This is a genomic window from Candidatus Tumulicola sp. (genome assembly GCA_035601835.1).
GTDB lineage: Bacteria > Vulcanimicrobiota > Vulcanimicrobiia > Eremiobacterales > Eremiobacteraceae > DATNNM01.
In genome coordinates this window covers 93,102-118,619 of the sequence record DATNNM010000008.1, presented here as the reverse complement: position 1 = coordinate 118,619, position 25,518 = coordinate 93,102, and the positions used below count along the sequence as shown (strand labels likewise).

Sequence of the window (25,518 nt, the reverse complement as noted above, 5' to 3'; positions counted from 1 at the left end):
AACTACGAGCGTGTCGAAAAGAAAAGGCCGGGGCGATAAGCCCCGGCATTAGATGATGTTCCCGGGGCTAAAGCCCCGGCACTACATATCCAATTCGGTGGAGATGTCCGGCGCCACCACCGGCGGCGCCTCGCTGCTCGCGAGCTCGCCATCAGGCGCGGAAGGCGCGGTGACGGCGGCCAGCTCACCATCAGGCGGCGGCGCTTCATCCGAAGTTCCGAAGATGTCCAACTCGACATAGCGAGGACGGCCCTTGCCCCAGACCTCGACACCACGATACTTCGGCATGCCCGTGCCCGCCGGGATGAGCTTGCCGATGATCACGTTCTCTTTGAGGCCGAGCAGCGGATCGTACTTGCCTTCAATCGCCGCTTGGGTGAGCACGCGCGTCGTCTCTTGGAACGATGCCGCCGAGAGGAACGACTCGGTCGCGAGCGACGCCTTGGTGACGCCGAGCAGCACGGTGTCGGCCTTGGCCGGCTCCTTGCCGTCGGCGACCGCCTGCGCGTTTCGATCGCTGAACTTCTCGTTGTCGAACATCTGGCCCGGCAGCATGGTCGTGTCGCCGGGATCGGTGACCTTCTTCTTGCGCAGCATGCTGCGCACGATCACTTCGATGTGCTTGTCATTGATGTCCACGCCCTGGCTGCGATACACCTTTTGCACTTCTTGGACGAGATAGTTCTGCAGCGCGGTCTCGCCTTTGATGCGCAGGATGTCGTGCGGGTTGACCGAGCCCTCGCAGAGCTGATCGCCCGCTTCGACGCGATCGCCGTCTCGCGCGGTCATGTGCACGTTGAACGGGATCTCGTAGACGTGCTCTTCGCCTTCCGCGTCCGTGACGACGACCTCGCGGATGCCCTTGTCTTCCTGCACGTGGACGGAACCGGACTCTTCGGTGATGATCGCCTGGCCCTTCGGCTTACGCGCTTCGAAGAGCTCCTCGACGCGCGGCAAGCCGGTGATGATGTCCTCGGCGGCCACGCCGCCGGTGTGGAAGGTACGCAGCGTGAGCTGCGTGCCGGGTTCGCCGATGCTCTGCGCGGCGATGATGCCCACCGCCTCGCCGATGTCGACTGCGCCGCCGGTCGCGAGATTGCGGCCGTAGCAGATCGCGCACACGCCGACCTTGGCGTCGCAGGTCAGCACCGAGCGGATGCCGACCTTCTCGATGCCGGCCGCCACGATGCGCGACGCCGCGTCCTCGTCGATCTCCGCGCCGCGGCGCACGATGACGTCTTTCTTGTCATTCGGGTTGACGACATCGATCAGGCTGTAACGGCCGACGATGCGGTTGACGAGCGGTTCGATGATCTCTTTGCCGACCGCGATATCGCTGACGTGGATGCCATCACCCGTGCCGCAGTCCTGCTCGCGCACGATCACGTCTTGCGCGACGTCCACGAGCCGGCGCGTCAAATAGCCCGAGTCGGCCGTGCGCAGCGCGGTGTCCGCAAGACCCTTGCGCGCGCCATGCGTCGAGATGAAGTACTCGAGCACGGTCAGGCCTTCTTTGAGGTTGGCCTTGATCGGGATGCTCAAGATGCGGCCCGACGGGTCGGCCATCAAACCGCGCATGCCGGCGATCTGCTTGACCTGCGCGATGGAACCCCGCGCGCCCGACGTCGCCATCATGAAGATCGGGTTCAGCCGATCCTGCTCCGCGAGCATGGCTTGGGTGACCGCTTCGCCGGTCTTCGTCCACACGTCGATCGTCTTGTTGTACTGTTCGTCGTCCGAGAACAGGCCCTGACGATACAGTTCGTTGATCTGTGCCACCTGATTGTCGGCGTCCTGGATCAGCGCAGCCTTCTTCTTCGGGATGACGATGTCCATCGTCGAGACGGTCGTGCCCGAGAGCGTCGCGAAACGGAAGCCGAGCGTCTTGATCTGGTCGAGGAAATTCGCCGTCTCCGCATTGCCGTAGTGCCGGTAGCAATCGGCGATGAGCGCGGTCAGGCCTTTCTTGTCGACCGTCTTGTTGACGAACGGGTGGTTCCAGTTCTGCGGAAACGCCAAGTTGAAGATGACGCGGCCTTGCGTGGTCTCGATGAGCTTGCCATCGTCCCAACGCACGCGGATAGGCTCGTGCAGCGAGATGGCGTGCGTGTCGTACGCGATCTGCGATTCCTTGGGTGAGAAGAACGCGCGCGGCTCGACTTTGCCGTCGTCGCGCTTCTTCATCGGCATGGCGCCTGCCGTGTTCGAGTCGATCGTCAAGTAGTACAGACCAAGCACCATGTCCTGAGTCGGGATGGAGACCGGACTGCCGTACGAGGGCTGCAAGATGTTGTTGCTCGACAGCATCAGGATGCGCGCCTCCGCCTGCGCGCCCGCGGAGAGCGGCAGGTGGACGGCCATCTGGTCGCCGTCGAAGTCGGCGTTGTACGGGGTGCACACGAGCGGATGGATCTGGATCGCCTTGCCCTCCACCAGCACCGGCTCGAATGCTTGGATGCCGAGGCGATGCAGCGTGGGAGCGCGGTTGAGCAGCACCGGATGGTCTTTGATGACCTCGTCCAGCACGTCCCAGACCTCCGGCCGCACGCGCTCCACCATGCGCTTCGCGCTCTTGATGTTGTGCGCTTGGCCGCGGTCGACGAGTTTTTTCATGACGAACGGCTTGAAAAGCTCGAGCGCCATCTCTTTGGGCAGGCCGCACTGGTGCAGCCGCAAGTTGGGGCCGACCACGATCACCGAGCGGCCTGAATAGTCCACGCGCTTGCCGAGCAGGTTCTGGCGGAAACGCCCCTGTTTACCTTTGAGGATGTCCGACAGCGACTTGAGCGGCCGATTGTTGGGGCCGGTCACCGGACGGCCGCGGCGGCCGTTGTCGATGAGCGCATCCACTGCTTCTTGCAGCATACGCTTCTCGTTCTTGATGATGATCTCGGGCGCGGACAGCTCCAGCAATCTCTTCAGACGATTGTTGCGATTGATAACGCGGCGGTACAGATCGTTGAGGTCCGACGTCGCGAAGCGGCCGCCGTCGAGCTGCACCATGGGGCGCAATTCGGGCGGAATGACGGGCACGCACGACAGGATCATCCACTCGGGCTTATTGCCGGAGTGCAAGAACGCCTCGACGACCTCGAGCCGCTTGATCGCTTTGATGCGCTTTTGGCCGCTGGTCTCGAGATAGTCTTTGCGCAGCTCGGCCTGCAGTTTGTTGAGGTGCAGGTCGCGCAATAGCTCGCGCACCGACTCGGCGCCCATGCCGGCGCGGAACGCATTGCCGTACTTCTCGCGGTTCTCGCGGTACTTCTGCTCGGTGAGGATCTCGCGCTTTTGCAGCGGCGTTCCGCCGGGATCGATGACGATGTAGGCCGCGAAGTAGATGACCTTCTCGAGCTGGCGCGGCGACATGTCCAGCAGAATGCCGATGCGGCTCGGCACACCCTTGAAATACCAGATGTGCGTGACCGGCGTCGCCAGTTCGATGTGGCCCATGCGCTCGCGGCGCACCTTCGCGCGCGTGATCTCGACGCCGCAGCGATCGCAGATCATGCCTTTGAAGCGGATGCGCTTGTACTTGCCGCAGTGGCATTCCCAGTCTTTGGTCGGACCAAAGATCTTCTCGCAGAACAGCCCGTCGCGCTCGGGTTTGAGCGTGCGGTAGTTGATCGTCTCGGGCTTTTTGACTTCCCCGAACGACCACGCGCGGATCTGCTCCGGGCTTGCCAGCCCGATGCGCATCGCGTCGAAGTTATTTACGTCTACCATTACGGTTCCACATCCTCAATCGAACCAAGCGGGGCTTCGCCTGCGCTCTCCGGAGAAGGCTCGTCGCCACCGAGCGCGTCTTCGTCTTCTTCCTCCGGCTCGGTGTCCACCACGACGGTGCTCGTCGCCGCCGCCATGGCTTCGGCTTCCTCGGGATCCGCTTCCGCGCCGGCGCGGCGCGGCCGCGATGCCGCGGTCGTGGGTGCGGGAGCCACCAGCTTGGGATCTTCGTCGCCCATGAGCAACCCGATCTCGCTCGCCTTCTCGCTCGCATCCTCGTCCGTGAGGCGTATCTCGATCTCTTCGCGATTCTCCGTCAACACCTTGACGTCGAGCGCGAGCGATTGCAGCTCCTTGATGAGCACCTTGAACGACTCGGGCACGCCCGGCTCGAGCACGTTCTCGCCCTTGACGATGGCTTCGTACGTCTTGACTCGGCCGACCACGTCGTCGGACTTCACGGTGAGCAGCTCTTGCAGGGTATACGCCGCGCCATAGGCCTCGAGCGCCCACACTTCCATCTCGCCGAAACGCTGGCCGCCGAACTGGGCCTTGCCGCCCAGCGGCTGCTGCGTGATCATCGAGTACGGTCCTGTCGAGCGCGCGTGGATCTTGTCGTCCACCAAGTGCGCGAGTTTCATCATATAGATGTAACCGACGGTGATGTCGCGGTTGAACTTCTCGCCCGTGCGGCCGTCGTACAGCGCGGTCTTGCCCGACACCTTGGATCGCTCCAGCCACTCCCGGATGTCCGCCTCGCGCGCGCCGTCGAACACCGGCGTAGCGATGAACAAGCCCAGCAGCTTAGCCGCCCAGCCGAGATGCGTCTCCATGATCTGACCGACGTTCATGCGGCTCGGCACGCCGAGCGGATTGAGCACGATGTCCACCGACTCGCCGTCGGGCAGATACGGCATGTCTTCGTCCGGCAGCACCTTGGCGATGACGCCCTTGTTGCCGTGACGCCCGGCCATCTTGTCGCCCTGCATGATCTTGCGCTTTTGCGCGACGTAGACGCGCACGAGCTCGTTCACGCCCGGCGACAGCTCGTCGCCGTTCTCGCGCTTGAAGACCTTGACGTCGATGACCTTGCCTTTTTCCCCGTGCGGCACTTTCAAGCTGGTGTCGCGCACTTCGCGCGATTTCTCGCCGAAGATCGCGCGCAGCAGGCGCTCCTCAGCCGTCAGCTCGGTCTCGCCCTTGGGCGTCACCTTGCCGACCAAGATGTCTTCGGGCCGGACCTCGGCGCCGATGCGCACGATGCCCTGCTCGTCGAGGTCCTGCAGCGCGTCTTCGCCGACGTTGGGGATGTCGCGCGTGATCTCTTCAGGGCCGAGCTTCGTGTCGCGCGCTTCGCACTCGTATTCTTCGATGTGGATCGAGGTGAAGCGATCGTCTTTGACCAGGCGCTCCGAGATCAGGATCGCGTCCTCGTAGTTGTAGCCTTCCCACGGCATGAACGCCACCAGGATGTTCTGGCCGAGCGAAAGCTCGCCGGCGCTGCTGGAGGGGCCGTCGGCGATGATCGAGCCTTTCTTGACGTGGTCGCCCTTTTGCACGATCGGCTTCTGATTGATGCACGTGCCGGCGTTCGAACGCGTGTACTTCAGCAACGCATAATTCTTGACGAGGCCCTTGTTGTTCTTGACCTCGATGCGATCGGCCGTGACGCCCACGACTTCGCCCGACTCTTCGGCCACGACCACGCCGCCGGAATCCTTCGCGGCGCGATATTCCATGCCGGTCCCGACCAGCGGCGCCTCCGGCACCAACAGCGGCACCGCCTGGCGCTGCATGTTGGCGCCCATCAGCGCGCGGTTGGCGTCGTCGTGCTCGAGGAACGGGATGAGCGCCGTCGCGACCGAGACGATCTGTTTCGGCGAGACGTCCATGAGGTGCACGTCGGCGGGCGACGATTCGATGTATTCCTCCGCGTAGCGGCACACCACGCGCTCTCCCATCAGCCGATTCTTGGAATCCAACTCGGAGTTGGCTTGCGCGATCCGGAACTGGTCCTCTTCGTCGGCGGTGAGATAGACGATGTCGTCGGTGACGTGCCCTTTGCGCGCGATCCGGTATGGCGTCTCGATGAAGCCGTAGCGGTTGACCTTGGCGTAGGTCGCCAGCGAGCCGATCAAGCCGATGTTCGGACCTTCCGGGGTCTCGATCGGACAGATGCGCCCATAGTGGCTGTGGTGGACGTCGCGCACTTCAAAGCCTGCGCGCTCGCGCGACAGGCCGCCCGGACCGAGCGCCGACAGACGGCGCTTGTGGGTCAGCTCAGCGAGCGAATTCGTCTGGTCCATGAATTGCGACAGCTGGCTGGACCCGAAGAACTCCTTGATCGCAGCCACCACCGGACGTATGTTGATGAGGACCTGCGGCGTGACCGTCTCCAGGTCTTGAACGGTCATGCGCTCGCGCACCACGCGCTCCAGGCGCAGCAAGCCGACGCGGAATTGGTTCTGCAGCAGTTCGCCCACGGAACGCACGCGGCGGTTGCCCAAGTGGTCGATGTCGTCGATATGCTGGTTGCCGTTCCAGACCGCCACCAAGTGGCGGACGACGCCGATCATGTCCTCTTTGGTAAGGTGCCGGACCGCCTTTTCCTTGACGCGGCCATGGCTATCCTTGACCTCTTCGATGCGCGGCGGGTCCATGTTCATCAAGGCGAATTGCTGCGCGAGCTTGCGGTTGAGCTTGTAGCGCCCCACCGAAGCGAGATCGTAGCGCTTGTCGTCGAAAAACGTGTTGCGCAGCAGCGTCTCGGCGTTGTCCGGGTTTTCCGGCTCGCCCGGGCGCAGTTTTTTGTAGACCTCCTTGAGCGCGTCCTCGCGCGTCTTGACGTCCTTGTCCTTTTCAAGACAATTCGTTATGATCGGCGGGACTTCGCCGGTCAGCGGATCCGCGAAGAGCTTGATCAGCGCTTCATCGGTCTCGTACTTCTTGTCCAACGCGCGCACGAACGTGGTGACCATGATCTTGCGGTTCTTGTCGATGCGCACGCCCATGGTGCCTTCGGTGGTGTCGTTCTTGCCGCCGTTGTCGGTCTCGAACTCGATCCATGCGCCGCGATTCGGGATGACCGTGGCGATGAAGATCGGCCGGCCGTTGGTGTCCGTATCCTGCAAGAAATAGACGCCGGGCGAGCGCACGAGCTGGCTCACGATGACCCGCTCGGCGCCGTTGATCATGAACGTGCCTTTGTCGGTCATGAGCGGCAGATCGCCCATGAAGATCTCTTGGTCGGGAATGCCTTTGATCTCACCCGATTCGGACGTGATGAGGCGCACGCGCACGCGCAGCGGCGCGCAATAGGTCATGTCGCGCTCGCGGCACTCCTCGACCGTGTACTTGGGGTCGCCCAGGCTATGCTCGCCGAACTCCAGGATCAGGTTGCCGGTGAAATCTTTGATCGGCGAGATCGATGCGAAGGCCTCGCGCAGCCCTTCGGTGATGAACCAATTGAAGGACTCGCGCTGCAGCTCGATCAGATCCGGGATGTCGAGCACGTGCGGGATCTTGGCAAAACCGAAGCGCTCGCGGCGCTGGCCGGGCGGGCGCAGGTCGAGGCTCGTCCCCTCGACGGCTTTGACGACGCCCTTGGTCTCGATGAGCGCTTCAAGCGCCGCCCTCGGGTCCGTAAGGCGCAAGAGGCGCGCGATCGGGCGCGGCGCGCGCAAGCGCGCGCGCGACATCATCGGCGCTTTGCGGCGCGCGGGCGCCTTCGGCTTGATGGCCTTTACGGCTTTTGCGGCTTTGCCGTCTCGAGGCACGCGGGCTGAGGCCCGCGGCTTGGCTTCTTTAGGGGTCTTCATTACAGGGGCTTACACCTTCGCCAATGGCGCATGCGCGAACGGCGTTCGCGCTTGCAGCGAGTTATTTTGACTTAGATTGCTGATGGTGCTGGGATGAAAAAAACGATGCGCTGGTGGTTCCCGGCAGCCTGCGCGATCGTCCTTAGTGGCACAGACAGTAATTATATCACAAACTTTCCCCTAGTCAAATCGGGACGCGCCCGTCCCGCGTGGGGGTCATGTGAGCGCCGCGCCCAGTGCCAGGCGATAGCCCTCGAGCGTTCGTTCCGCGGCGCGCCGCCAAGTCAGGTCGTGCATGCGGCGATCCAAGGCGTCGCCGGTCGCTCGCGGTGGCCGCTTGAGCGCCCTCCGAACCGCCGCTACGATCGACTCGGGATCTCCTGGGTCCGCATAGTCGGCATCGGGTCCGAGGTACTCCATCTCGGAGCCGCGGTCGCCGGCGACGACTTTCGCACCGCATGCGGCAGCCTCGAACGCCGACAACCCTGCCGTTTCGCCCCACGAGGGCATGCAGTGAACGACGGACTTTGCGAAGAGTTCAAAGAGTTCGGGCTGCTTCATCGGTTCCGCGAAGCGTGCGCGTGGCGATGCCCATTTCTTGCAAAGGTCCCCATAGTAGTCGTAGATCTCGCCCACAAATATCACGTCTATCGGCTCGTCTTGTAACGCAAGCGCTACGATCGCTTGATTTTTTCTGGACTCGATGCGCCCGGCGCAAATCACACCCGAGCGGTTTTGGCTCCATGTGGGCAGGCGATCGAATGCCAGGCCCACGGGCGCAATGACAAATGGCTTATCGCGGACGCCTAAATGGAGCGCGTACTCCCGCGCTTCATTGGCGCTGGCGGGCAACAACAGGTCGGCTGATTCCAATACCTTCGCTTGGGCGCTCTCGATGCGAGCGGTGCGAATTTTCGTGCGCCAGGATGCGACCTGATGGGTTGGGCGGCACGCTATTCGGCCGAGTGCACGGCGAGCATCGGATGCGGTTCGAGCGCGGCTCAAGGCGCGCTCACAAACAGGCGACCTGGCAAAGAACTCAGCGTAGCTGATCCAAATCGGCGAGAGCACGACCGGTATGCCCGTGATTCTACAAACATCGATTTGGCGTGCCGTCTTCTCCGGTTCGGTGATGCCAAAGACGTGCGCTATGTCGTAACCGCGCGGATCTGGGGTCTCCGTCTCCACTATGTCGACTTCAAGCCCCAGCTCACGAAGGGCAAGCGCGGTGTTTCGCACCTGGACGGTGTCTCCGCCGAAACGCGCAGAGGCATCGGGGCGATTGACCATCAGAACCCGTAGTGGAAAAGCGTCCCTTGCTCCAGCGGATTGTGGAACGATCGGCTCGATTAGCCCCAGAAGCGCCACCACGGACGGCCCAGCGACCCGTGCACCGGCGCCCCTTTCGTGAAGGCCACGATGAAGGCGTGCTTCAGGTCCTCGCGCACTGCGCTTAACCTGTATGGTCTATTGTCGCCTCGCATGAACGCCGTAAATGCCTTAAGGTCGAAACGCAAACGATCCTCCGGAGGATACGGTAAGATTTCTGCGTTGCCAAACCCAACGCCATGGGCGAGGTCCATCATCTCCTCTAGGCTAACTGAGTCTTCCAGAACACCGTGAATTCTTGTTTCAATCTTTGCTTCATCCGACTTGTGGTGATGCGGCCCCGGTTCAACAAAAGCGATACGACCACCGGGTACCAAAACCCGATGCAGTTCGGCTAGGACTTGCTTCTTGTTCGGGATGTGGTGAAACGTGTCGAAGCACGCGACCCGATCGAATGACGCATCGTCGAATGACAGCTTGTAGCCGTCGTACGTGGTGAATTCGAGCGGGATGTCGCGGCGCACGTAAGGATCGGCTGCTGTGGTCTCCTGGGCGAACTGCACCGCGCTGGACGATATGTCCACGCCAACGACAGCGAGTCCCATCTGATTCAACATTCTGGCGACCCAGCCGGAGCCGGTGCCGAAGTCAAGCACGCGCTGCCCCTGTTTTAGATCGAGGGCGGCAAGCATCAACGCGAATTTATAGAGAATGATACGCCCCGAGACGATGTCGCCAAATGGCTTTCGGCGATGGAAATCGATATCGTCCTGCGTCTCAATAGCGACGAAACGCTGCTCTGCGGCTTCGTTGAAGCGGTCGATGATGTCGGGTTTTTTGGTATCCATTTATCCCAAGCCCGCCGTTTTGGCGCCGCGCACGCACAGCAAGTCCACGAGATCCGTTGCGCCCGACAGCCTTTTCAAAAGCGCGCCGCGCTCGTAGCGTTCAAGGCCGCCGGGTCTTCGAATCTCCCAAAGGCTGAAACCTTGGGTTTCGAGCTCGTCCAGCAACGCGGCCGGCTCCGCGCCGGCACGGACGATTGCGGCAGGCCAAAACTCCACGAAAAGCACGAGGTCAATATTTCGCGCTAAGGTTTGGCGCATCCCTTGCAACACGTGCCATTCATAGCCTTCGACGTCGATTTTCACGGCGTCGACCCGCTCCCAGCCCGCGGTCGCATCGTCCACGGTCGTGAGTTGCACGAGCGGCGCGTCGGCGCCATTCACCGGCGCGACGTGGTGAGCGCCGCGGTTGCTCACCCCGCGCGCGGTTTCGGCCTGACCGTGATCGCGAACCAGATGCACGGTCGCCGGCTTCGAACCTGCCGCCGCGCGCAGCACTTCGACCACCTTTTCAAAACCGTTGAGCGCGACGTTGATCTCCAGCAGGTCGGCGTTGTCGCCTGCCGGCTCGAACGCGAGCACTTTGCCGCGCGAGCCTACTGCCGCTGCGAAGATGACGGCGTGGTAGCCGATATGCGCTCCCACATCAACGACGTGGTCGCCCGGCTTGATCAAACGCCGGATCAACGCGGTCTCTTCTTCTTCCCAAGCGCCGTCAGCGACGATGCCATAGCTGACCACCGTGTCGCGCAGGTCCACGATGAACGGATGGCCGTCGGCCGTGACCTGCAGATAGTCTCCGAAGATGCGCCGCAACGCCCACACGGGCGGCGCCTTCGGCTCACCGCCGGGTCCGATGATGCGCCGGCACGTCTTGATGACGTACGAGCGCAGCCCTCGGGCGGCACGCGCCTTGCGGACGATCTCTTTCAACTACGCTTGTGCTTGCAGGCTGACCGGTTCCAGCGCCTGCTTCGCATGCAGCTCTGCATACAGGTTGCCCCCGGCGAGGAGTTGTTCGTGCGTTCCGCGCTCGGCGATCTTGCCGTCCACGATGACAAGGATGGTCGTGGCGCGCCGGATGGTCGACAGCCGGTGCGCGATGATGAACGTGGTCCGCCCGACGAGCAGATGATCGAGCGCGTCGTTGATGAGCGCCTCCGAATTTGCGTCGAGCGACGAGGTCGCTTCGTCGAGGATGAGGATCCGCGGGTTGCGCAGGATGGCGCGGGCGATCGCGATGCGCTGACGCTCCCCGCCGGAAAGGCGCATGCCGCGCGAGCCCACCATCGTCGCGTAGCCATCGGGGAAGCCGACGATGAAATCATGCGCGTTGGCTTGGCGCGCCGCCTCGACGACCTCCTCAGCGGTGGCGTCCAAGCGGCCGTAGCGGATGTTCTGTTCGACCGTATCCGAGAACAGTTGCGGATCCTGCGGCACGATGGCGATCGCACCGCGCAACGACGACAGGGTCACGCCGGCAATATCGCGGCCGTCCACCAGCACGGCGCCGCCGGTCGGCTCGTAAAAGCGCGGGATGAGATTCACCATGGTGGTCTTACCGGCGCCGGATGGTCCGACGAGCGCGACCACCTCGCCCGGTTCGATCCGCGCCGAAACGCCCTTGAGTATCTCGTTCGAGCCGGTGTATGCGAAGCGCACGTCCTTGAACTCCACAGCGCCCCGGACGTCGCGCAGCGCGACGCTCCCCGCGGCTTCCGGCGCCTCCACCGGCAAGTCGACGATCTCGAAAATCCTCTTGGCGGCCACGTATGCCTTGTTCAAGTCGCCGATGTAATTGGAAAGCTGCGAGATCGGATTGGCGGCGATGCTTGCCAGCGTCAGGAACGCGATGAAGCGCTCAACCGGGAGATTCCCGACGACCATCTGGTACGATGCGAATGCAGCCAGCGAGAGAACGCCCACCAATACGACGAAATCGATCACCGGCGTCTGCGTCAGGGCGACCTGCGCGAGCTTCATCGAAGCGCCGAAATTCGCTTCGTTGCGTTCGCTGAAGCGACGCACCTCATAGGACTCGCGCGTGAAGGCTTTGATGATGCGCATCGATTCGAGCGCTTCCGCCAGCATGGAATTCAGATCTGCGACGCGGCTCAAGGCGACGCCGGTCACCCCGCGCAGCAGCCGCGAGAAGTTGTACACGACGTACGAGACGATCGGCGCGACCGCCACGGTGACGAGGGTGAGCTGCCAGCTCAGATAGAGCATCACGCCGAGGCTGCCCAGCAGGGTGAGCGCCGCGCTGGCGAAGAGCGGCAGGGCCGTCACTCCGGCGACCAGCAGTTGGATATCGTTGGAAAAGCGCGACATGATGTCGCCCGCGCGCCAAGCGTCGAACGACGGCAGCGAGAGGTATTGGATGCGGGCGAAAAGGCTGGCGCGGATCTGGGTGACGATGCGCTGTCCGACCGAGGTCAGGGTGTAGCCGCCGGAATACTGGGCCGCGTTCTTGATGATGTTGAGCACGAGCAGCCCGAGCAGCGCCAGCGCCAGCGCATGCAGGTCCTTGGACTTGATCGCGATGACCAGATAGCTGGCGACCGCCGCGTAGCCGTTGAGCGCGAGTGACGCGAGGGCGGTCAGCAGCAGCCCGCCCAGCATAGCCCAGACGTAAGGCCGCAGGTAGGCGAGCAGGCGGCGCAACACCATGAGCCGCTTTCTTAGGCCGGGTCGGGGGCAAATCCCGCTCAGTGAAACATTCGGCGGCGGCAATAGTAGAGTCGCTCGAGAGGAGACCATCCCTCATGAGCTGCTACTACCATCCAAAAGTTCCCACGGTGATGGTGTGCCGCGATTGCGGCCACGAGATCTGCGCGACGTGTTCCAGCGATTCGGTCTGCCCGGGTTGCCGTCTCGGGCGCGCGATGAAAAACGCGGGCGGCGAGCGCGTGCTGACTGCGGAGCGAACCAGCGGCTACCAAAACGCGTATCGGTATGCGCAGGGCGATCAGTCGGTGAGCGCGGTGGCCGAAGCACCGCCCTCTTCTGAAGATCGACTGCTCGCCGCGTTGAGCTATCCCATCTGGCCGCTCGCGCTGCTTATGTTGTTCTTGCCGGCTCACCGCTCGAAGTTCGTGCGCTTCCACATCTTGCAGTCGCTCGGCGTGAACGCGCTGGGCGTGCTGCTCTACGCCGTGTACGCGCTTGCCGCGCATCTCCCGGTCGTCGGCTGGCAAAGCGCGTTCATGGTGCCGTTCCTGATGCCGATTTGGTTCCTCGTGGACCTGTATCTGGCCGTCAAGGCGCACAGCGGCGCGATGACGCGCGTGCCGATCGCGGCTGAATACGCCAGCAGGTTCGCTTAGGGGACTAGGAGCGCAGCGCTTCTTTCTCGCGATAGTCGCGGTAGGTCTTCAAGAGATCCCGCGCCACTGTTTCGTGGTCGACCATCGGCGGCGGATACTGGTCCGGCGTGAAAAATCCAAGCTCGATTTGGCGCTGGCGATCGAGTTTCCAAGGCTCGAGCGCGGCGGCAGTCGGCAGTTTGCGCAGTTCTTGGCACCAGCGCCGCACGTAGACCGCTTGCGAGTCGAACTGGCGCGCTTGCTTCACCGGGTTGTAGATGCGTGGATAGGCCGCCTGATCCGAGCCGACACCGGCGATCCACTGCCAATTGCCGTCGCAAAGCGCGGCATCGGCGGCGACGAGCTGTTTCATCCAGACCTCACGGCCCAGGCGCCAATCCAAGCCAAGATCGAAGCAGCAAAACGATGCCGCGCAGATCGCGGCGCGTTGATGGACGTTGCCCTCCGCGTGCAGCTGGCGCATCGCAGCGTCGATGAGCGGATAGCCCGTGCGCCCCTCGGTCCAGGCCGCCAGCGCTTTCTCGTCGCTTGACCACGGGAAGCCGCGCATCTTCTCCTGCAGAGCATCGTCGTGCAGCGCGGGTGCGTAGTACGCCAGATGGATGAAGAAGTCGCGCATGGCGAGCTGCCGCAAAAACGCGCGCATCGAACTTCGCTCCGGCGCAAGGGTCCAGGTCTTCGCCATCCGTTCGGCCACGGCGCGGTGCACCGTGCGAGGGCTCACGCAGCCGAAGCGCAGGTGCGCGCCAAGATTTGAGGTGCCATCGCGGCCTGGGTACGCGCCGTTGACCGCATAGTCCGTGGCACGCGATGCCACGAAAGATTGTAGGAGCGCGCGTCCGACAGCCTCGCCTGCGCTCACGGCAGCTCGGTCGGCTGGAACCGCAAGCGGACCCGGCTGGTCATCGCTGCCGTTGCACCATGCCTCCGCGATGGGCGTCGGGGCTTCAAGCGCTTGCCACGCCGCAAAAAATGGCGGGAACACACGGTAGCCCTCGCCGGGCGCCTGTTTTCGCTCCGCGACCGCCTCCGGCTCGTGCACGACGTCGCCCGCGTGCACGCGAAAGGCGATGCCTGCCTCCTCCAGTGCGCTGCGCGCGGCCTCTTCCGCGCGGCGTTCCTCGCGGTCGTACGAGCGCGAGCAATGCACGCTCTGCGCCCCCAGACGGCGTGCCGCGCGGACGAGCGCATCCGGTGTATCGCCATCGATCATGCTGATCGACGCATTGCGCTTCTCGAGCACCAGGCGCATGTGTTTGAGCGAGCCGAGAACAAAGGCGCGCTGGCGCCGATTCAAGCGCTCGAGCTCGGCCGTGCAAAATACGCCGTACACCGTCGGCGAAGACGAACGCGCGGCGCTCAGTCCGGGGTTGTCATAAAAACGCAGGTCCCGGCGAAACCAAAATATGCTCGCGGTCATGCGCTTGTCAATGCTGTATCGGCGTTAATGCTGTGCGCCGCCCGGCTTCCAAGGGCCTGGCGGCGCATCAATGCGGGGTGACTTGAGGCCGGCTACTTCAGCGACGCGACGTACGCTGAAACGTCGGCGATCTGCTTGTCGGTGAGCGGCAGCTTCGGCATGCCTGAGCTCTTGTCGACGCCTTGCGGGTTCTTCACCATGTACGCGACTTGTCCGGTCTTGAATCCCATGCCGTACAGCGTCGGTCCCACTTGACCGTTCTTGCCGCCGGCGCCGTGACAGCTCTCGCAATTCGCGGCGAAGACTTTTCCGCCGGCTGCGGCGTCGCCCTTGGCCACTTTCGCGCTCGGCAATTTGGCCAATGGTATGGGCAGCTGGGCGCCCATGCTGCTCTCGGTGGCTGCTGTGGTCGCCGTGGAGCCGTACTCGCCGCTCGTCGACGTCGACGTGCTTGATTGTTTCGCGCATGCGGCGACGAAGAGCAAGCACGCCACGAGCACCGCCGACAGAGCTTTCACTTGATTCACGACTTGCATCCCCTTTTCCGAGCTTCGCTCGGAACGCTACATTTCCAAACGGCTTACTTGAGTTCGCTTATCCATTCCTGCCCGCGCTTCTCGCACGAACGCAAGCGCGATCGCGCCGACGACGACGCACACCACGATCAAGCCGAACACCGCGCGGTATCCCGCGCTCAGACCGGCCGGCCCGGCGCCGACGTAGTCGACGAGCAGGCCGCCGATGACCGGCGCGGCGACCTGCGGCGCCGAGGAGCCGAGATTCCACAGCGCCATGAGCGCTCCGGCGCGCCCGGGCGGAAGCAAGTTGCACGCAAGCGCCCAGTCAACCGAGTAGAACGCGCCCCAGCCGAGGCCGATGAACACGGCCACCGCATAGATCGGCCCAAGGCTGCGGGTGAACACCAAAGCGAGCGCTCCCAGCGTGAGCATGAAAAGCGCTATATAAATGATGGACTTTTTCGAAATGCGGTCGCCGACGAAGCCGGCCGGCACCGTGCCGATCAGGGAACACCCCACCATGAGCAACAGGATATCCAAGCTCGTGGACTGGTACTGGCGCACCCCAAGCGCAAAGCGCAGGTAGAATCCGAGAAACGGCAAGACGAGATACAAGCCCGCCATGACAAACGTGCGCGAGACGATGAGCGCGATGAAGCTCGGCGCGCTCTCCCACCACGCCGTGATGGGCGTGGGTGGCGGGACGTCGGCGGGTCTCTCGCGGACTCCGAACACCGTGATCGCCAGCGCGACCAACAGCGTGATCGAGAGGAGGGTCACGAGCGTCAGCAGGCTCGACCCGTACATCGCTTGCGTGACCTCGGGGCCGGGCTGTCTCACGACCAGCTTGGCGAGCAGCAATCCGCCGGCCGTCCCCGCGAGGCGGAGCAGCCCCATGAACGCCGACGCACGTCCCTGTTCCGACTTTTGGACGCGGTCCGGAATGAGCGCTTGATACGGGCCGCCCGCGATGTTGAGCGCTATCTGCACCGCTGCGACGCTTGCGACGACCGCGCCGAATGACGGCGCGAACGCGAATGCGTACAAGGCGACGATATCCAGCAGCGTCCCGACGATGATGAACGGCATGCGCCGGCGCACGACATCGGACGCTCGACCGGCGCCGAATTGCACGACGATGGACAGCAGCGCACCGACTCCGCCGAGGATGGCGGTGGCGCGCCCGAAAAAAGTCTCCGGCACAAAGCGCGCGATCTCGCTCTGCAGGGTCGCGCCGAGGAGCGCCGCCCAGTGCACCTCCCACGCGAACCAGAACACCGAAAGCACTAACTGATTCGTCTTTGTCCGTCCGGCGGCTTCGTTCACGGAGTCCGCTCCGGCGTTGTGGCTTCGCGCAGCGAAGCCTGACGCGCGTATTCGATGTCCTCGGCGCCGTCACAATCCATGGCGAGCACGGGATCGGCGCCGCGAATCGCGTAGACCGGCGCGCCCAAGAGATGCGCGACGCGGGCGACGATCTCGTCGACGCCTGCTCTACCCACGGCATAGCGCCAGAGCAGCGCCGCTCCAAGAAGCGGGGCGAGCGCCGCAGGGTTTTTGCGCGCCCGGAATGCGGCTTTGATGTAGTGCGCTTTCGCGAGCAGCATGGCCGAGTCCACGACCAGGACGCTGCCGCCGGTCCATTGACCATCCGCAAGCTTGAAGAAGCTCGAGCGAGCGCCGGGCAGCGCATTCAGGAATTCGCCGCGCGTAAAAATAGGATATGCAACCGCAGCGTCAGGTTTCACGAGCGCGAGCAGCCCTTCGATGCTCTGCGCCGTCACGAACGGGAGGTCCGACGCGCAGAAGAGCGCGCGGCCGGCTGCAGTCGCCCGCAACGCCGCCATGACGTTGTCTTCCCCGGTCGGGCTTTCGTCGACCCAGCCATCGAAGCGCGCTCCGCAGCGTTCGACCGCGCGCGGGCCCACGACCGTGATGCTGCCGACCATCGGCACGTTTCGCAGCGCCTGGATCATCGTCGCAAGCAGCGTCGCCCCGTTGATTTCGACAAGAGCCTTGACGTCCGTGCCGTACCGCTGCGCCTCCGCGGGTGTGAGGCGCCCGCCGGCCGTGATCACCGCGTCGAGCACGCCTGCGCGTTCGATGGAACCGAGGGAATTCATGCGCGCCGGCAGACGATCGCCGTTTTGCGTCCCCCGATCGTCGTGCACACGAGCGTTGCCTCCGCGTCGCCCTTGGCTTTGAGCAACGCCGCGATGGCCTCCGGTTGCAGCGGAAACGCGCGGGTCTTGATCACCAGTCTTCCTATGCCGGCGCTGCGCAGAAACGCGCGCAGGCGCTTGACGTTGAACGGCAACCATTCGCGGACTTCGTACCAACGCAAAAACGGCGACGACACGCTGGCCGATGCCGTGAGATATGCGATCTGCGGGTCGAGCAGCGTCGCCTTTACGCGTTCGGCGAGTTCGCCCACCAGACCGCTGCGGATGATCGCCGGATCGGGTTCCGCCAGGTAGCGCCCGAGCGGCCCGACATCGGCGTTGCGCGAGGCATCCCCATCGAAGCGGTGCGCGCCTGCGGCGTCGATGACGGTGGCGCTTGGAGCGCCGTTGCCGCGTACGAGGCCGCCGCACCACAACGCTGCCTCCTTGCAAACGCCGCGTTCGGAAACGAATTCGATCTCGACCGGCGCGCCGCTCGCGCGCCGCAGTTCTTCCGCGCCGATGCGCAGACCCGGTGCGACTTTGACGCATAGACGCGCGTCGGGCAATTCGCGGGCGCGCCGCAAGAGCGCTTCCAACGGCGGCTCGTATGCCGCTCCCGAGCGTTGTCTGCCGCTCGCGTTGCGGCGAGATGGATCGGCAAACGCCGCATCGGCGCCCGACAGGTCGGCCTCCAGCGCGTCCATCCGCTTCGCGTGAATTCGTTCCTTGAGACCCAACGCCGCCGCGTTGTGTTCCAAACAGGCCAGCGCGTCGCCGTCGACGTCGACCGCCGTGACGCGCGCGTCTGTCCCGAGGCGTGCCGCGATCGCTAGCGTGTCGCCGCCGATGCCGCAGCAGAGGTCAACGACGCCGGCGAATCCCGCGAAGCGCTCGGCTCGATGGCGCGCGACGGCCTCAGATGATGCTTGCTCGTAACCCGCGCGCGTGAAGAACATATTGGATGCCGCTGGAAATTTGCCGGATGCGAGCGCGCGTTTCCGCGCGAACACCGTTGCGAGCGCCGCGGCGGCGAGCTCGGCGTCGGCGATCTTGCGCGCTTTTGCCGCTGCGGCCGCCGCATGTTTCTCATCTGCGAACGCCAGCGCTTGCAGCAGCGCTTCGCCATCATGCGAGGCGAGGCGCCGGTAGGCGCTCGGGGTCACTGACCTTTTTGCGGCACTTCGGGCACGCAGATGACGTCGATCGCGCCTGCGTCTTTCACGATGCGTATGACGTCGGCGGCCTTTGCATCGTCCGTCGTGACGACGACTCCGATGCCGCCCTCTTCCATCGCGTCCACCAGCCGAAAGCCCGCGTGCGTCGAGCGCTGCGGCCCGAACGCGTTGCCCAACGCCGCGCCTGCTATGCCGCCCAGTACGAGGAAGAGCAGGGCGCAAGCGATGGGCTGGATCGTTTTGGCGACGTGGATGATCGCGCCGACGGGCGTGAAGCCGAGCGCAAAACCCACGATCGCACCGACGAGCGCGCCGATGACCCCACCCATATCCGAGCTCGCCCGCGCAGCGGCTCCGCTGCTCAGGCCGGCGGCACCCGCGAGCGGGTCTTCCGGATCGAGATCGCTCGCAACGCCGGCCTCGGCCGCGATGCTTTCAGCGCGCTGCTTGTCGCGCGCGCCGATGCGCACGGCGCCGGCGGCGATGCCGCTTGCCAGCACACCGTGCAGCCCCTGCGCCGCGCGCTCGGCGTCTTTGAAGACACACCCGATGGTTACGTCGATGAGCAACACCCCGCGGACCTTTAGGTCCGTGCGCGCCCGTTCCCCTCGCGCGGAGCAGGACCTTTAGGTTCGGCTCACAAGGATACGCGAGGGGGCGATTCTTTTGCAGCAAGGTTCCCGCGTGCTCGTCGGCCGGTGCGTCACCGTGCACCCACGCGAGCCCGAACCATCATATTTCACCGAAGTGCATCGGGTCTGGTCGAGCAAGACCGGACGCGTTCATGCCGTCGTGATTTCCGGCGAGCGCGATAATCCGCTCGTCAAAGTCGGTTTTGAAGGCGGCACGCAGATCGTCTTCTATCGCCTGCGCGACCTGACCGTTGACGTCGAAGTCGAAGTGGCGAATCCGCCCAAGCACGGTGTGCGCGGCAGTCACCTGCCGTAAGGTAGGGCGCGTGCGTTCAGCGGCACAGCTCGCTTTTCAACCAGCGCAAGCCTTGGACTAAGCGCGGGCCGTTGCGTTCGATGACGTCGTCATTCGGCGGACTGATGATGCGATGCTCGCGCACGGCACGGAGACTCGCCCACGGTTGGCGCTTTTGCACGTCGGCGCCGAACGGAGTGTCTTTCGAGACCACGATGATGTCCGGGTCTGCCTTGATGATCGCTTCGGCGCCAAGGTTCGGATACGGCTGGTCGATGCTCGCGGCCACGTTCCGGCCACCTGCGATGTCGATGAGATCGTTGATGTAGCTGCGCCTCCCGACGGTGAATCCCGGAAGTCCCAGCAGCACGAAGACGCGTGGGCCACCCGTCTGCGAGCAGTGCGCACGCTTGATGGCATCCCGCAATCCTCGCTCGTAGGCTCTCGCACGCTCGCGCAGCTCACACGCCGCTCCGACACCCTCGACATCGGTGTAAAGGTCGTCAAGATTCCGATTCGGCAGGTACTCGATCTGAACCGGGATGCGCGCTGCGATCTGCGCGCCCTCCTTCTCCTGGTCGTGCAGCGCGAGGATCGCTGTCGGCTGCAGTTGCGCGACGCCTTCGAGATCGGCATGCGCGAGATCGGCGACATGCGGTAGGGACTTGGCCTGCGGCGGATAGTTGTCATAGGCGGTATCGCCGACGAGTCTGTCGCCGCAGCCGATGGCAAACGCGATCTCGGTCAGCGACGGCGCCAGCGAGATCACGCGCGGCGGGCCGGCGGCGTGCGCTTTGGGTTGCATCGCCTGCCTCAGCGAACATCCGGCAAGTACCACGACGATGCTCGCTACGGCGAGCGCGCGCTTCATCGCGTGCTGAGGCGGATGGCGTACGTGCCGCGCATCGTGGGAAATCCGTATACCTCCATGACCTGTTGGTTGGTGAGATTGTCGCCCCGCACGGTCAGAAGCAGGTGCCGGCCCAGCGCCTTCGACACGTGCGCCCCCAGCGCCGCGTACGCGGGTAGTGAATGCAGGTTCTCCTCGTCGCCGAAACGCTGGCCGACAAAGCGCAGATCGAACCCGTACTCGTCGTCGCCCGTCATGCGCCAGGCTTCCAAGCTCGACGTCGCAAGAGGGCGGCGTTCCAAGCGGTTCCCATAGTTCACGACGCCGTTGAGATCCGGCGTCAAACTCAGGTCCGCCGCCTTGAAATAGTTGGTGTACGTGGCCTGCGCGACCCAGCCGCCCAGGAATTGCCGCGTCTCCTGCGCGCTCACACCGCGGACGCGCGATCTGCCGACGTTGAAGGGAAGGAAATCGCCGAGCTTGTCGATCGCTTCATTGTCGATCAGGTTGTTCGTGTCCAAACCGAAGAACGTCACAGAGGCCGCGTTTCGCACGACGCTCCCGGAGTTGGCGAAGAACCCGACATCGAACGTAGCGGCGTATTCCGGCTCCAACTTCGGATTGCCGAAGCCGGGAAAGAAACGCTCGTCGAGATTCGGCGCTCGAAACGCGCGCGCATAACTCGCGCGTATGCCGCTGTCACCGGAGCCCGGGAACGCCCACTCGACGTCCACGCTCGGAAGGGACGTGGCTTTAGTGCCTTGATTGCGCTCGGTGCGGATGCCCGCCCCGATCCGTAAGGCGTCCGATGCGCGATATTCATCGCGCAGGTAATAGTCAGTGGAGGCGTCGCCCACGACCACGGAAGGCGGCGAGTTGAAAGTCCCCTCGAAAAGCGCGCGATTGCCGCGTCCCTCGTAAGCAACTTTCACAAGGTGTCTCGACCCGAGCCGCGCGCTGTGGCTCAGCGAGAAGCCGCGACTCGTCACGAGCGTCAGGGTGTCGAACGGAAATGACGGTGATGGATCGAAGAAATGCACGCGCCGGCCATCGACGTAGGCGTCGAGTCCCGTGGTGTTGGATCCATTCTCGGAATACTCAAGCGTCGCGGCGGCGCGGTTGACGATCCGCTGCTGTCGCGCGAGCTTGCTGATAAAGTCCGTGCCGAACTCCGTGCTGCCGGGCACGCCGAGGTCTGAAGCGTTGTTCTCTAAACTGAGCGAGACCCTGAAGGGCCCGTGCAGCCCGCGCAGCGTGAGGTTCGTATCTGTGGCGCTGAGATCGTTGTTGGTGCGCGTGCCGCCGGCGATCGATCCAAAAGCCGGGTAGTCGAAGACGTTGCTCGCGCGTCTTGTGGACGCGTCGAAAAAAACGCCGAGGCCCGGCGTCGACGTCCCCGCCAAAGCGCTGACCGTTTGAGAAAAGGCGCCTTGGTAGCCGACCTGCACCGAGCCGGCGACGGCGTGCCCTTGCAACGCGCTCTTCCTGACCAGATTGATGATGCCGCCGACCGCCGCAGAGCCATAGAGGGACGAGAGCCCGCCCTCGCTCACCGAGATGTATTCGAGATCGTCCAGCGGCAGCGAGGTCAGATCCGCGACTCCCGTTTCGGCTTCGTTCAGAGGCCGCCCATCCATCAACACGAGTGTTTGTGACGCGGTGGCCCCGCGCAGCGCGACGGTTTGCAGCGAACCCGGAGGACCATATTGCTGGATCGCGGCGCCCGGAACGAAGCGCAACGCATCCCCAACCGTGACCGCTCCAAGCCGGCGCAGTTCGGCGACTGGGATCGTGTAGCCCTCGCGCGCGCCGGCGTGCACCGTTATCGTGCCGAGGCTGTTCGGGGTCGACGTGGGCGTGGGCGTCGGCTGCGGTTCGGCGAGCGCGATCGCGGGGCCGCACATCGCAGCGATGAGTGCGGCCAGGAATCCGAGCTTCGCTCGGAACGCTACATTTTCCGGAGCTAAAGCTCCGGCACTACTGGCGCTCGGGTCGCTACATAGCCCTACATGGGTGTGCATATCAAGTTCCCCTCGGGGTCTCGGTGGGTTGAGACTTCCACGCCGAATGCGCGCGAGAGCGCCGCTGGCTGCAGCACCTCTTCCGGCGCACCCGTGACGAGCGCGCCCTCGGCGAGCAGCGCGATGCGGTCGGCGAAGCGCGCCGCCAAGGTGAGATCGTGGATGGCCACCATCACTGCCGCGCCTCCGCGCGCCAGCGTCTTCAACGTGCGCAAGGCTTCGAGCTGATAGCGCAGATCGAGGTGCGTGGTCGGCTCGTCGATCAGCAACACTTCGGTGTTCGCCGCCAGCGCCGCGGCGATCCATGCGCGCTGCACTTCACCGTCGCTCAACATGCTTGCGGAATCGTCGGCGCGCTGCGCGAGTCCCGTGCGTTCCAAAGCCGACGCGATCGCCAGCTTGTCCTCCGTCGTCTGCAGCTGCTGCCACCACGGCCGGCGCACTGCGCGCGCATACGAGGCGAGTTCGGCCGGCGTCACGTCGGCGGGCAGCGGCGTCGCCGTCGCGATCAGCGAAGCGCGCGCTGTCGTCTGCACAACGCCGCTCGACGGCTTCTGCAGGCCGGCCAGCACGCGCAGCAGACTCGATTTGCCGGCGCCGTTCGGGCCGATCAGCGCGACCAAGCGGCCATGCTCCAACGTCAATCCGACCTCGTTGAACACGACGCGGGGTCCATAGCAGACGCATAGAGATCGGCCCGAAAGCACGGCGCTCACAGGGCCACCGGGCGGCGCGCTATTATAAGGAAGAACGGCACGCCGACCAACGCCAGCAGGACGCCCAGCGGCACCTCCGTGGCGGGAACCGCCGTGCGCGCGATGGCGTCGGCGACGACGACGACCAGCGCCCCTCCAACCGCGCTCGCGGGCATGAGCCAGCGGGCATCGCCGCCGACGAGGCGGCGCGCCGCGTGCGGCACCATCAGTCCGACGAACCCCACGATGCCGCTCACCGCAACGCACGCCGCCGTGATGAGCGCCGCCGCCGTGAGCACAGCAAAACGTGCGCGTTCAACGCGCAGCCCGAGGCCGGCGGCCGCGTCCGCGCCCAGGCGAAGCGCGTTGAGCGAGGGCGTCAGCATCGCGCCGACGACGACGCCTGCGCTCAGGTACAGCATCGTCCACTGCAGATCGCTCCATCCGCGCCCGCTGATGCCGCCGGCGAGCCAACCAAGTATTGAAAGACCGCTCGAGCCTTCGCCTCGCAGCAACACGATTGTCACGATCGCGGCGCACAGCGACGAGATCGCGATCCCGGCGAGCACCAGGCGGAGATTGCCGCTTTGCCCGGCGCCGGCACCGACCGCCGCGACCAACGCGGCGCAGCTGAGACCCCCGACGAAAGCGAGCGCGGGCACGAGCACAAAAGAAACCCCGAGCGCGATGCCGATCGCCGCCGCCACGGCAGCGCCGGCCGAGACGCCCGTGACGTACGGGTCGACAAGCGGATTGCGGAACAGCATCTGCAGCATCGCGCCGGCGATCCCGAGGCCCGCGCCCACGCATGCCCCGATGAGCAGGCGCGGCAAGCGGATATCCCAGACGATTGTGTGGGCGAGGCTCGCGGCCTTGGGGTGGATGAGTGCGCCGGCGATCGAACCGATGTCGAGAGCGACGGTGCCGAACACCAGCGACCCGAAGCCTGCCGCCGCTGCGAGCAGAGCAAGCACCGACAGCCAAGCGACACGCGAGGTCGCACGACTGCGCGCCTGTACGGGATAGATTGCGGTGCGAGAAGGACCCATCGACCTGCCTCTTTGACGCGAAGAGGACCTCACTCGACGACGCTTGTCGTCAGCGAGGCTATCTAAAGGTCAGGGCAGGTCTCCTGGCTTCCGGATCTTCGCCTTTTGAAGTCGCTGCCTTCCCATCCGCGGCGCGGACAGTGGCTGATCGACGGCTCCCCGGTTACAGTGGCGCGACCGCGCCGGATTTCCACCGGCTTCCCTCGCGCCCCGACCACGATTGCGCTAATGTTCCGGCGCGGCGGCAGGCTTCCTCCGTCCTTTTTGCAGAATGCGGCGCGGCCATGCAGTATTTCGAGCCGAACTTCGTCGACGAGGCGCTGGTGCTGCTCGATCGGTTTTCGCCCGGGGCACGGGTGCTCGCGGGCGGCACGCTGCTCGGCCCGCAGCTGCGCCGCGAACCGCATGACGCCGCTACCATCATCAACATCAAACGTATCCCTGAGTTATCCGACGTCGCGCTCGAGGGCGAGCACTTGAAGATCGGCGGGGTCGTGACGGCGCGCGCGCTCGCCGAACATCCTTTGGTGCGAAAGCACGCGCCGCTGCTCGCGCAAGCGGCGGCTTCTCTGGGCGCGCGGCAGTTGCGCAACGTCGCAACGCTCGGCGGCAATCTCTGCTCCGGGCATCCCGCAGCGGATTTGACCGCGGCGCTGCTCGCGCTCGACGCTCGCTGTCTCGTGGCGAACATCCACGAAGGCCCGCGCGATGTTCCCCTTCCGGATTTTCTCCGGCCGCACTCGCATGCGTTGGCGCAGGGTGAGCTGCTGACCGGAGTGACCATCCCGCTCGTCACCGCCGGCGCCGCTTACGTGAAGATGCAGACTCGGCGCGCCTTCGAGATGGCGCTGGTGGCCGTCGCCGTGCGCTTCGCGGTGAACGAGAGCGGCACGATTTGGAACGCGCGCATCGCGCTCGCCGGCGCGGCGCCGGTGCCGGTGCGAGCGCATCGTGCTGAGGCATCGGTGACCGACAAGGCGCCCTCGCCTGAATGTTTCAAAGCCGCCGCGCGACGCGCCGCGGACGAGGACGCCCGCCCGTATTCCGATCATCGCGCGTCTGCGGAATACCGCCGCCACTTGGTCTTGGTCCTCACCGAGCGCGCGCTCGCCGAAGCGGAGCTGCTCTGATGCAGCCCGTCACCCTTTACGTCAACGGCGACAAACACGAGGTGGTCGTGGAGCCGCTGCAGCCGCTGCTCGGCACGCTGCGCGATGCGCTCGGCCTCACCGGCACCAAAGAAGGCTGCAGCACCGGCTACTGCGGGGCATGCACCGTGCTGGTCGATGGCCGCCCCGTCAACGCGTGTCTTTTTCCGACGGTCGACGCGGACCGCCGCGAGGTGACCACGATTGAAGGCCTCGCGGCCGACGACGGCGCGCTGCATCCGGTTCAAACGGCCTTCATCGAGCACTTCGGTTTGCAGTGCGGCTTCTGCACGCCCGGCATGATCGTATCCGCCGCGGCACTCCTCGCGGAGAACCCCGCGCCCAACGCCGAGGCTATACGCCAGGCGCTCTCCGGCAATCTGTGTCGCTGCACCGGATACCAGAGCATCGTAGAGTCCGTGCTGGCAGCCGCGAGCGAGCTCCACGAGCAGGGCCGAGCCGGCGAGCCGCCCGGACGGCGCGCTGCGATCCGGACGAGAGCGTAGCAG

Annotated in this window: 19 protein-coding genes, 1 pseudogene and 1 riboswitch; of the genes and pseudogenes, 4 read left to right on the top strand and 16 right to left on the bottom strand. The window is 64.6% G+C overall.

All coding sequences use genetic code 11. The features are described 5' to 3' along the window. Positions 1-276 precede the first annotated feature (276 nt). The 6 genes and pseudogenes from rpoC to VN934_03305 all read right to left on the bottom strand — a co-directional run bounded on the left by rpoC (position 277) and on the right by VN934_03305 (position 12,385). A pseudogene (rpoC, locus tag VN934_03330) lies at positions 277-3,723 on the bottom strand (DNA-directed RNA polymerase subunit beta'). Continuing rightward, positions 3,723-7,541, bottom strand: coding sequence for a DNA-directed RNA polymerase subunit beta (gene rpoB / locus VN934_03325; protein HXM17823.1), 3,819 nt, complete (start codon positions 7,539-7,541; stop codon positions 3,723-3,725). Before rpoB ends, rpoC begins: the two are co-directional and overlap by 1 nt. Before the next feature lie 216 nt (positions 7,542-7,757). After that, positions 7,758-8,729, bottom strand: coding sequence for a glycosyltransferase (locus VN934_03320; protein ID HXM17822.1), 972 nt, complete (start codon positions 8,727-8,729; stop codon positions 7,758-7,760). 161 nt (positions 8,730-8,890) lie between these two features. Further along, positions 8,891-9,718 carry a methyltransferase domain-containing protein gene (locus VN934_03315; protein HXM17821.1) on the bottom strand — a complete coding sequence of 276 codons (828 nt, stop codon included), beginning with the start codon at positions 9,716-9,718 and terminating at the stop codon, positions 8,891-8,893. Beyond that, positions 9,719-10,648 carry an FkbM family methyltransferase gene (locus VN934_03310; protein HXM17820.1) on the bottom strand — a complete coding sequence of 310 codons (930 nt, stop codon included), beginning with the start codon at positions 10,646-10,648 and terminating at the stop codon, positions 9,719-9,721. Then, positions 10,649-12,385 (bottom strand): ABC transporter ATP-binding protein, encoded by a 1,737-nt coding sequence (locus VN934_03305; GenBank protein ID HXM17819.1) that lies wholly within the window; start codon positions 12,383-12,385, stop codon positions 10,649-10,651. A 95-nt stretch (positions 12,386-12,480) separates the two neighbouring features. On the opposite strand from VN934_03305, the gene VN934_03300 reads away from it, so the two are divergent. After that, positions 12,481-13,041 carry a hypothetical protein gene (locus VN934_03300; GenBank protein ID HXM17818.1) on the top strand — a complete coding sequence of 187 codons (561 nt, stop codon included), beginning with the start codon at positions 12,481-12,483 and terminating at the stop codon, positions 13,039-13,041. A gap of 4 nt (positions 13,042-13,045) precedes the next feature. Here VN934_03300 and VN934_03295 read toward each other — a convergent pair whose 3' ends face one another. From VN934_03295 to VN934_03270, 6 genes are all read right to left on the bottom strand, one after another. Beyond that, positions 13,046-14,461: a deoxyribodipyrimidine photo-lyase gene (locus tag VN934_03295; protein HXM17817.1), complete on the bottom strand. Its 1,416-nt coding sequence runs from the start codon at positions 14,459-14,461 to the stop codon at positions 13,046-13,048. A 92-nt stretch (positions 14,462-14,553) separates the two neighbouring features. After that, positions 14,554-14,988, bottom strand: coding sequence for a cytochrome c (locus VN934_03290; protein ID HXM17816.1), 435 nt, complete (start codon positions 14,986-14,988; stop codon positions 14,554-14,556). Positions 14,989-15,024: 36 nt separating this feature from the next. Further along, positions 15,025-16,305 (bottom strand): MFS transporter, encoded by a 1,281-nt coding sequence (locus tag VN934_03285; GenBank protein HXM17815.1) that lies wholly within the window; start codon positions 16,303-16,305, stop codon positions 15,025-15,027. Then, positions 16,302-17,150 (bottom strand): NTP transferase domain-containing protein, encoded by an 849-nt coding sequence (locus VN934_03280; GenBank protein HXM17814.1) that lies wholly within the window; start codon positions 17,148-17,150, stop codon positions 16,302-16,304. The genes VN934_03285 and VN934_03280 overlap by 4 nt, the downstream gene beginning before the upstream one ends. Continuing rightward, positions 17,099-18,307, bottom strand: a complete 1,209-nt coding sequence (locus tag VN934_03275) for a methyltransferase domain-containing protein (GenBank protein HXM17813.1) — start codon at positions 18,305-18,307, stop codon at positions 17,099-17,101. The genes VN934_03280 and VN934_03275 overlap by 52 nt, the downstream gene beginning before the upstream one ends. Beyond that, positions 18,304-18,888, bottom strand: coding sequence for a hypothetical protein (locus tag VN934_03270; protein HXM17812.1), 585 nt, complete (start codon positions 18,886-18,888; stop codon positions 18,304-18,306). The genes VN934_03275 and VN934_03270 overlap by 4 nt, the downstream gene beginning before the upstream one ends. 97 nt (positions 18,889-18,985) lie before the next feature. Between VN934_03270 and VN934_03265 the strand changes: the two genes are divergently transcribed. After that, entirely contained in the window at positions 18,986-19,267 is a 282-nt protein-coding gene (locus VN934_03265) for a hypothetical protein (protein ID HXM17811.1), read from the top strand. Positions 19,268-19,283: 16 nt separating this feature from the next. Here VN934_03265 and VN934_03260 read toward each other — a convergent pair whose 3' ends face one another. Genes VN934_03260 through VN934_03245 form a run of 4 tightly spaced genes read right to left on the bottom strand, consistent with a single transcriptional unit; the run spans position 19,284 to position 23,861 of the window. Further along, on the bottom strand, positions 19,284-20,117 hold the full coding sequence (locus tag VN934_03260) for a helical backbone metal receptor (GenBank protein ID HXM17810.1): 834 nt from the start codon (positions 20,115-20,117) through the stop codon (positions 19,284-19,286). After that, entirely contained in the window at positions 20,114-22,117 is a 2,004-nt protein-coding gene (locus VN934_03255) for a TonB-dependent receptor (GenBank protein ID HXM17809.1), read from the bottom strand. The genes VN934_03260 and VN934_03255 overlap by 4 nt, the downstream gene beginning before the upstream one ends. Further along, positions 22,102-22,779 carry an ABC transporter ATP-binding protein gene (locus VN934_03250; GenBank protein HXM17808.1) on the bottom strand — a complete coding sequence of 226 codons (678 nt, stop codon included), beginning with the start codon at positions 22,777-22,779 and terminating at the stop codon, positions 22,102-22,104. Before VN934_03250 ends, VN934_03255 begins: the two co-directional genes overlap by 16 nt. 50 nt (positions 22,780-22,829) lie before the next feature. Then, positions 22,830-23,861, bottom strand: coding sequence for an iron ABC transporter permease (locus tag VN934_03245; protein ID HXM17807.1), 1,032 nt, complete (start codon positions 23,859-23,861; stop codon positions 22,830-22,832). Between the two features lie 55 nt (positions 23,862-23,916). After that, a riboswitch (cobalamin riboswitch) is annotated at positions 23,917-24,095 on the bottom strand. Between the two features lie 50 nt (positions 24,096-24,145). Here VN934_03245 and VN934_03240 point away from each other — a divergent pair. Together VN934_03240 and VN934_03235 are read left to right on the top strand one after the other, a co-directional pair. Continuing rightward, entirely contained in the window at positions 24,146-24,991 is an 846-nt protein-coding gene (locus VN934_03240) for an FAD binding domain-containing protein (GenBank protein ID HXM17806.1), read from the top strand. Continuing rightward, entirely contained in the window at positions 24,991-25,515 is a 525-nt protein-coding gene (locus tag VN934_03235; protein HXM17805.1) for a (2Fe-2S)-binding protein, read from the top strand. The genes VN934_03240 and VN934_03235 overlap by 1 nt, the downstream gene beginning before the upstream one ends. The last annotated feature ends 3 nt before the right edge of the window (positions 25,516-25,518 follow it).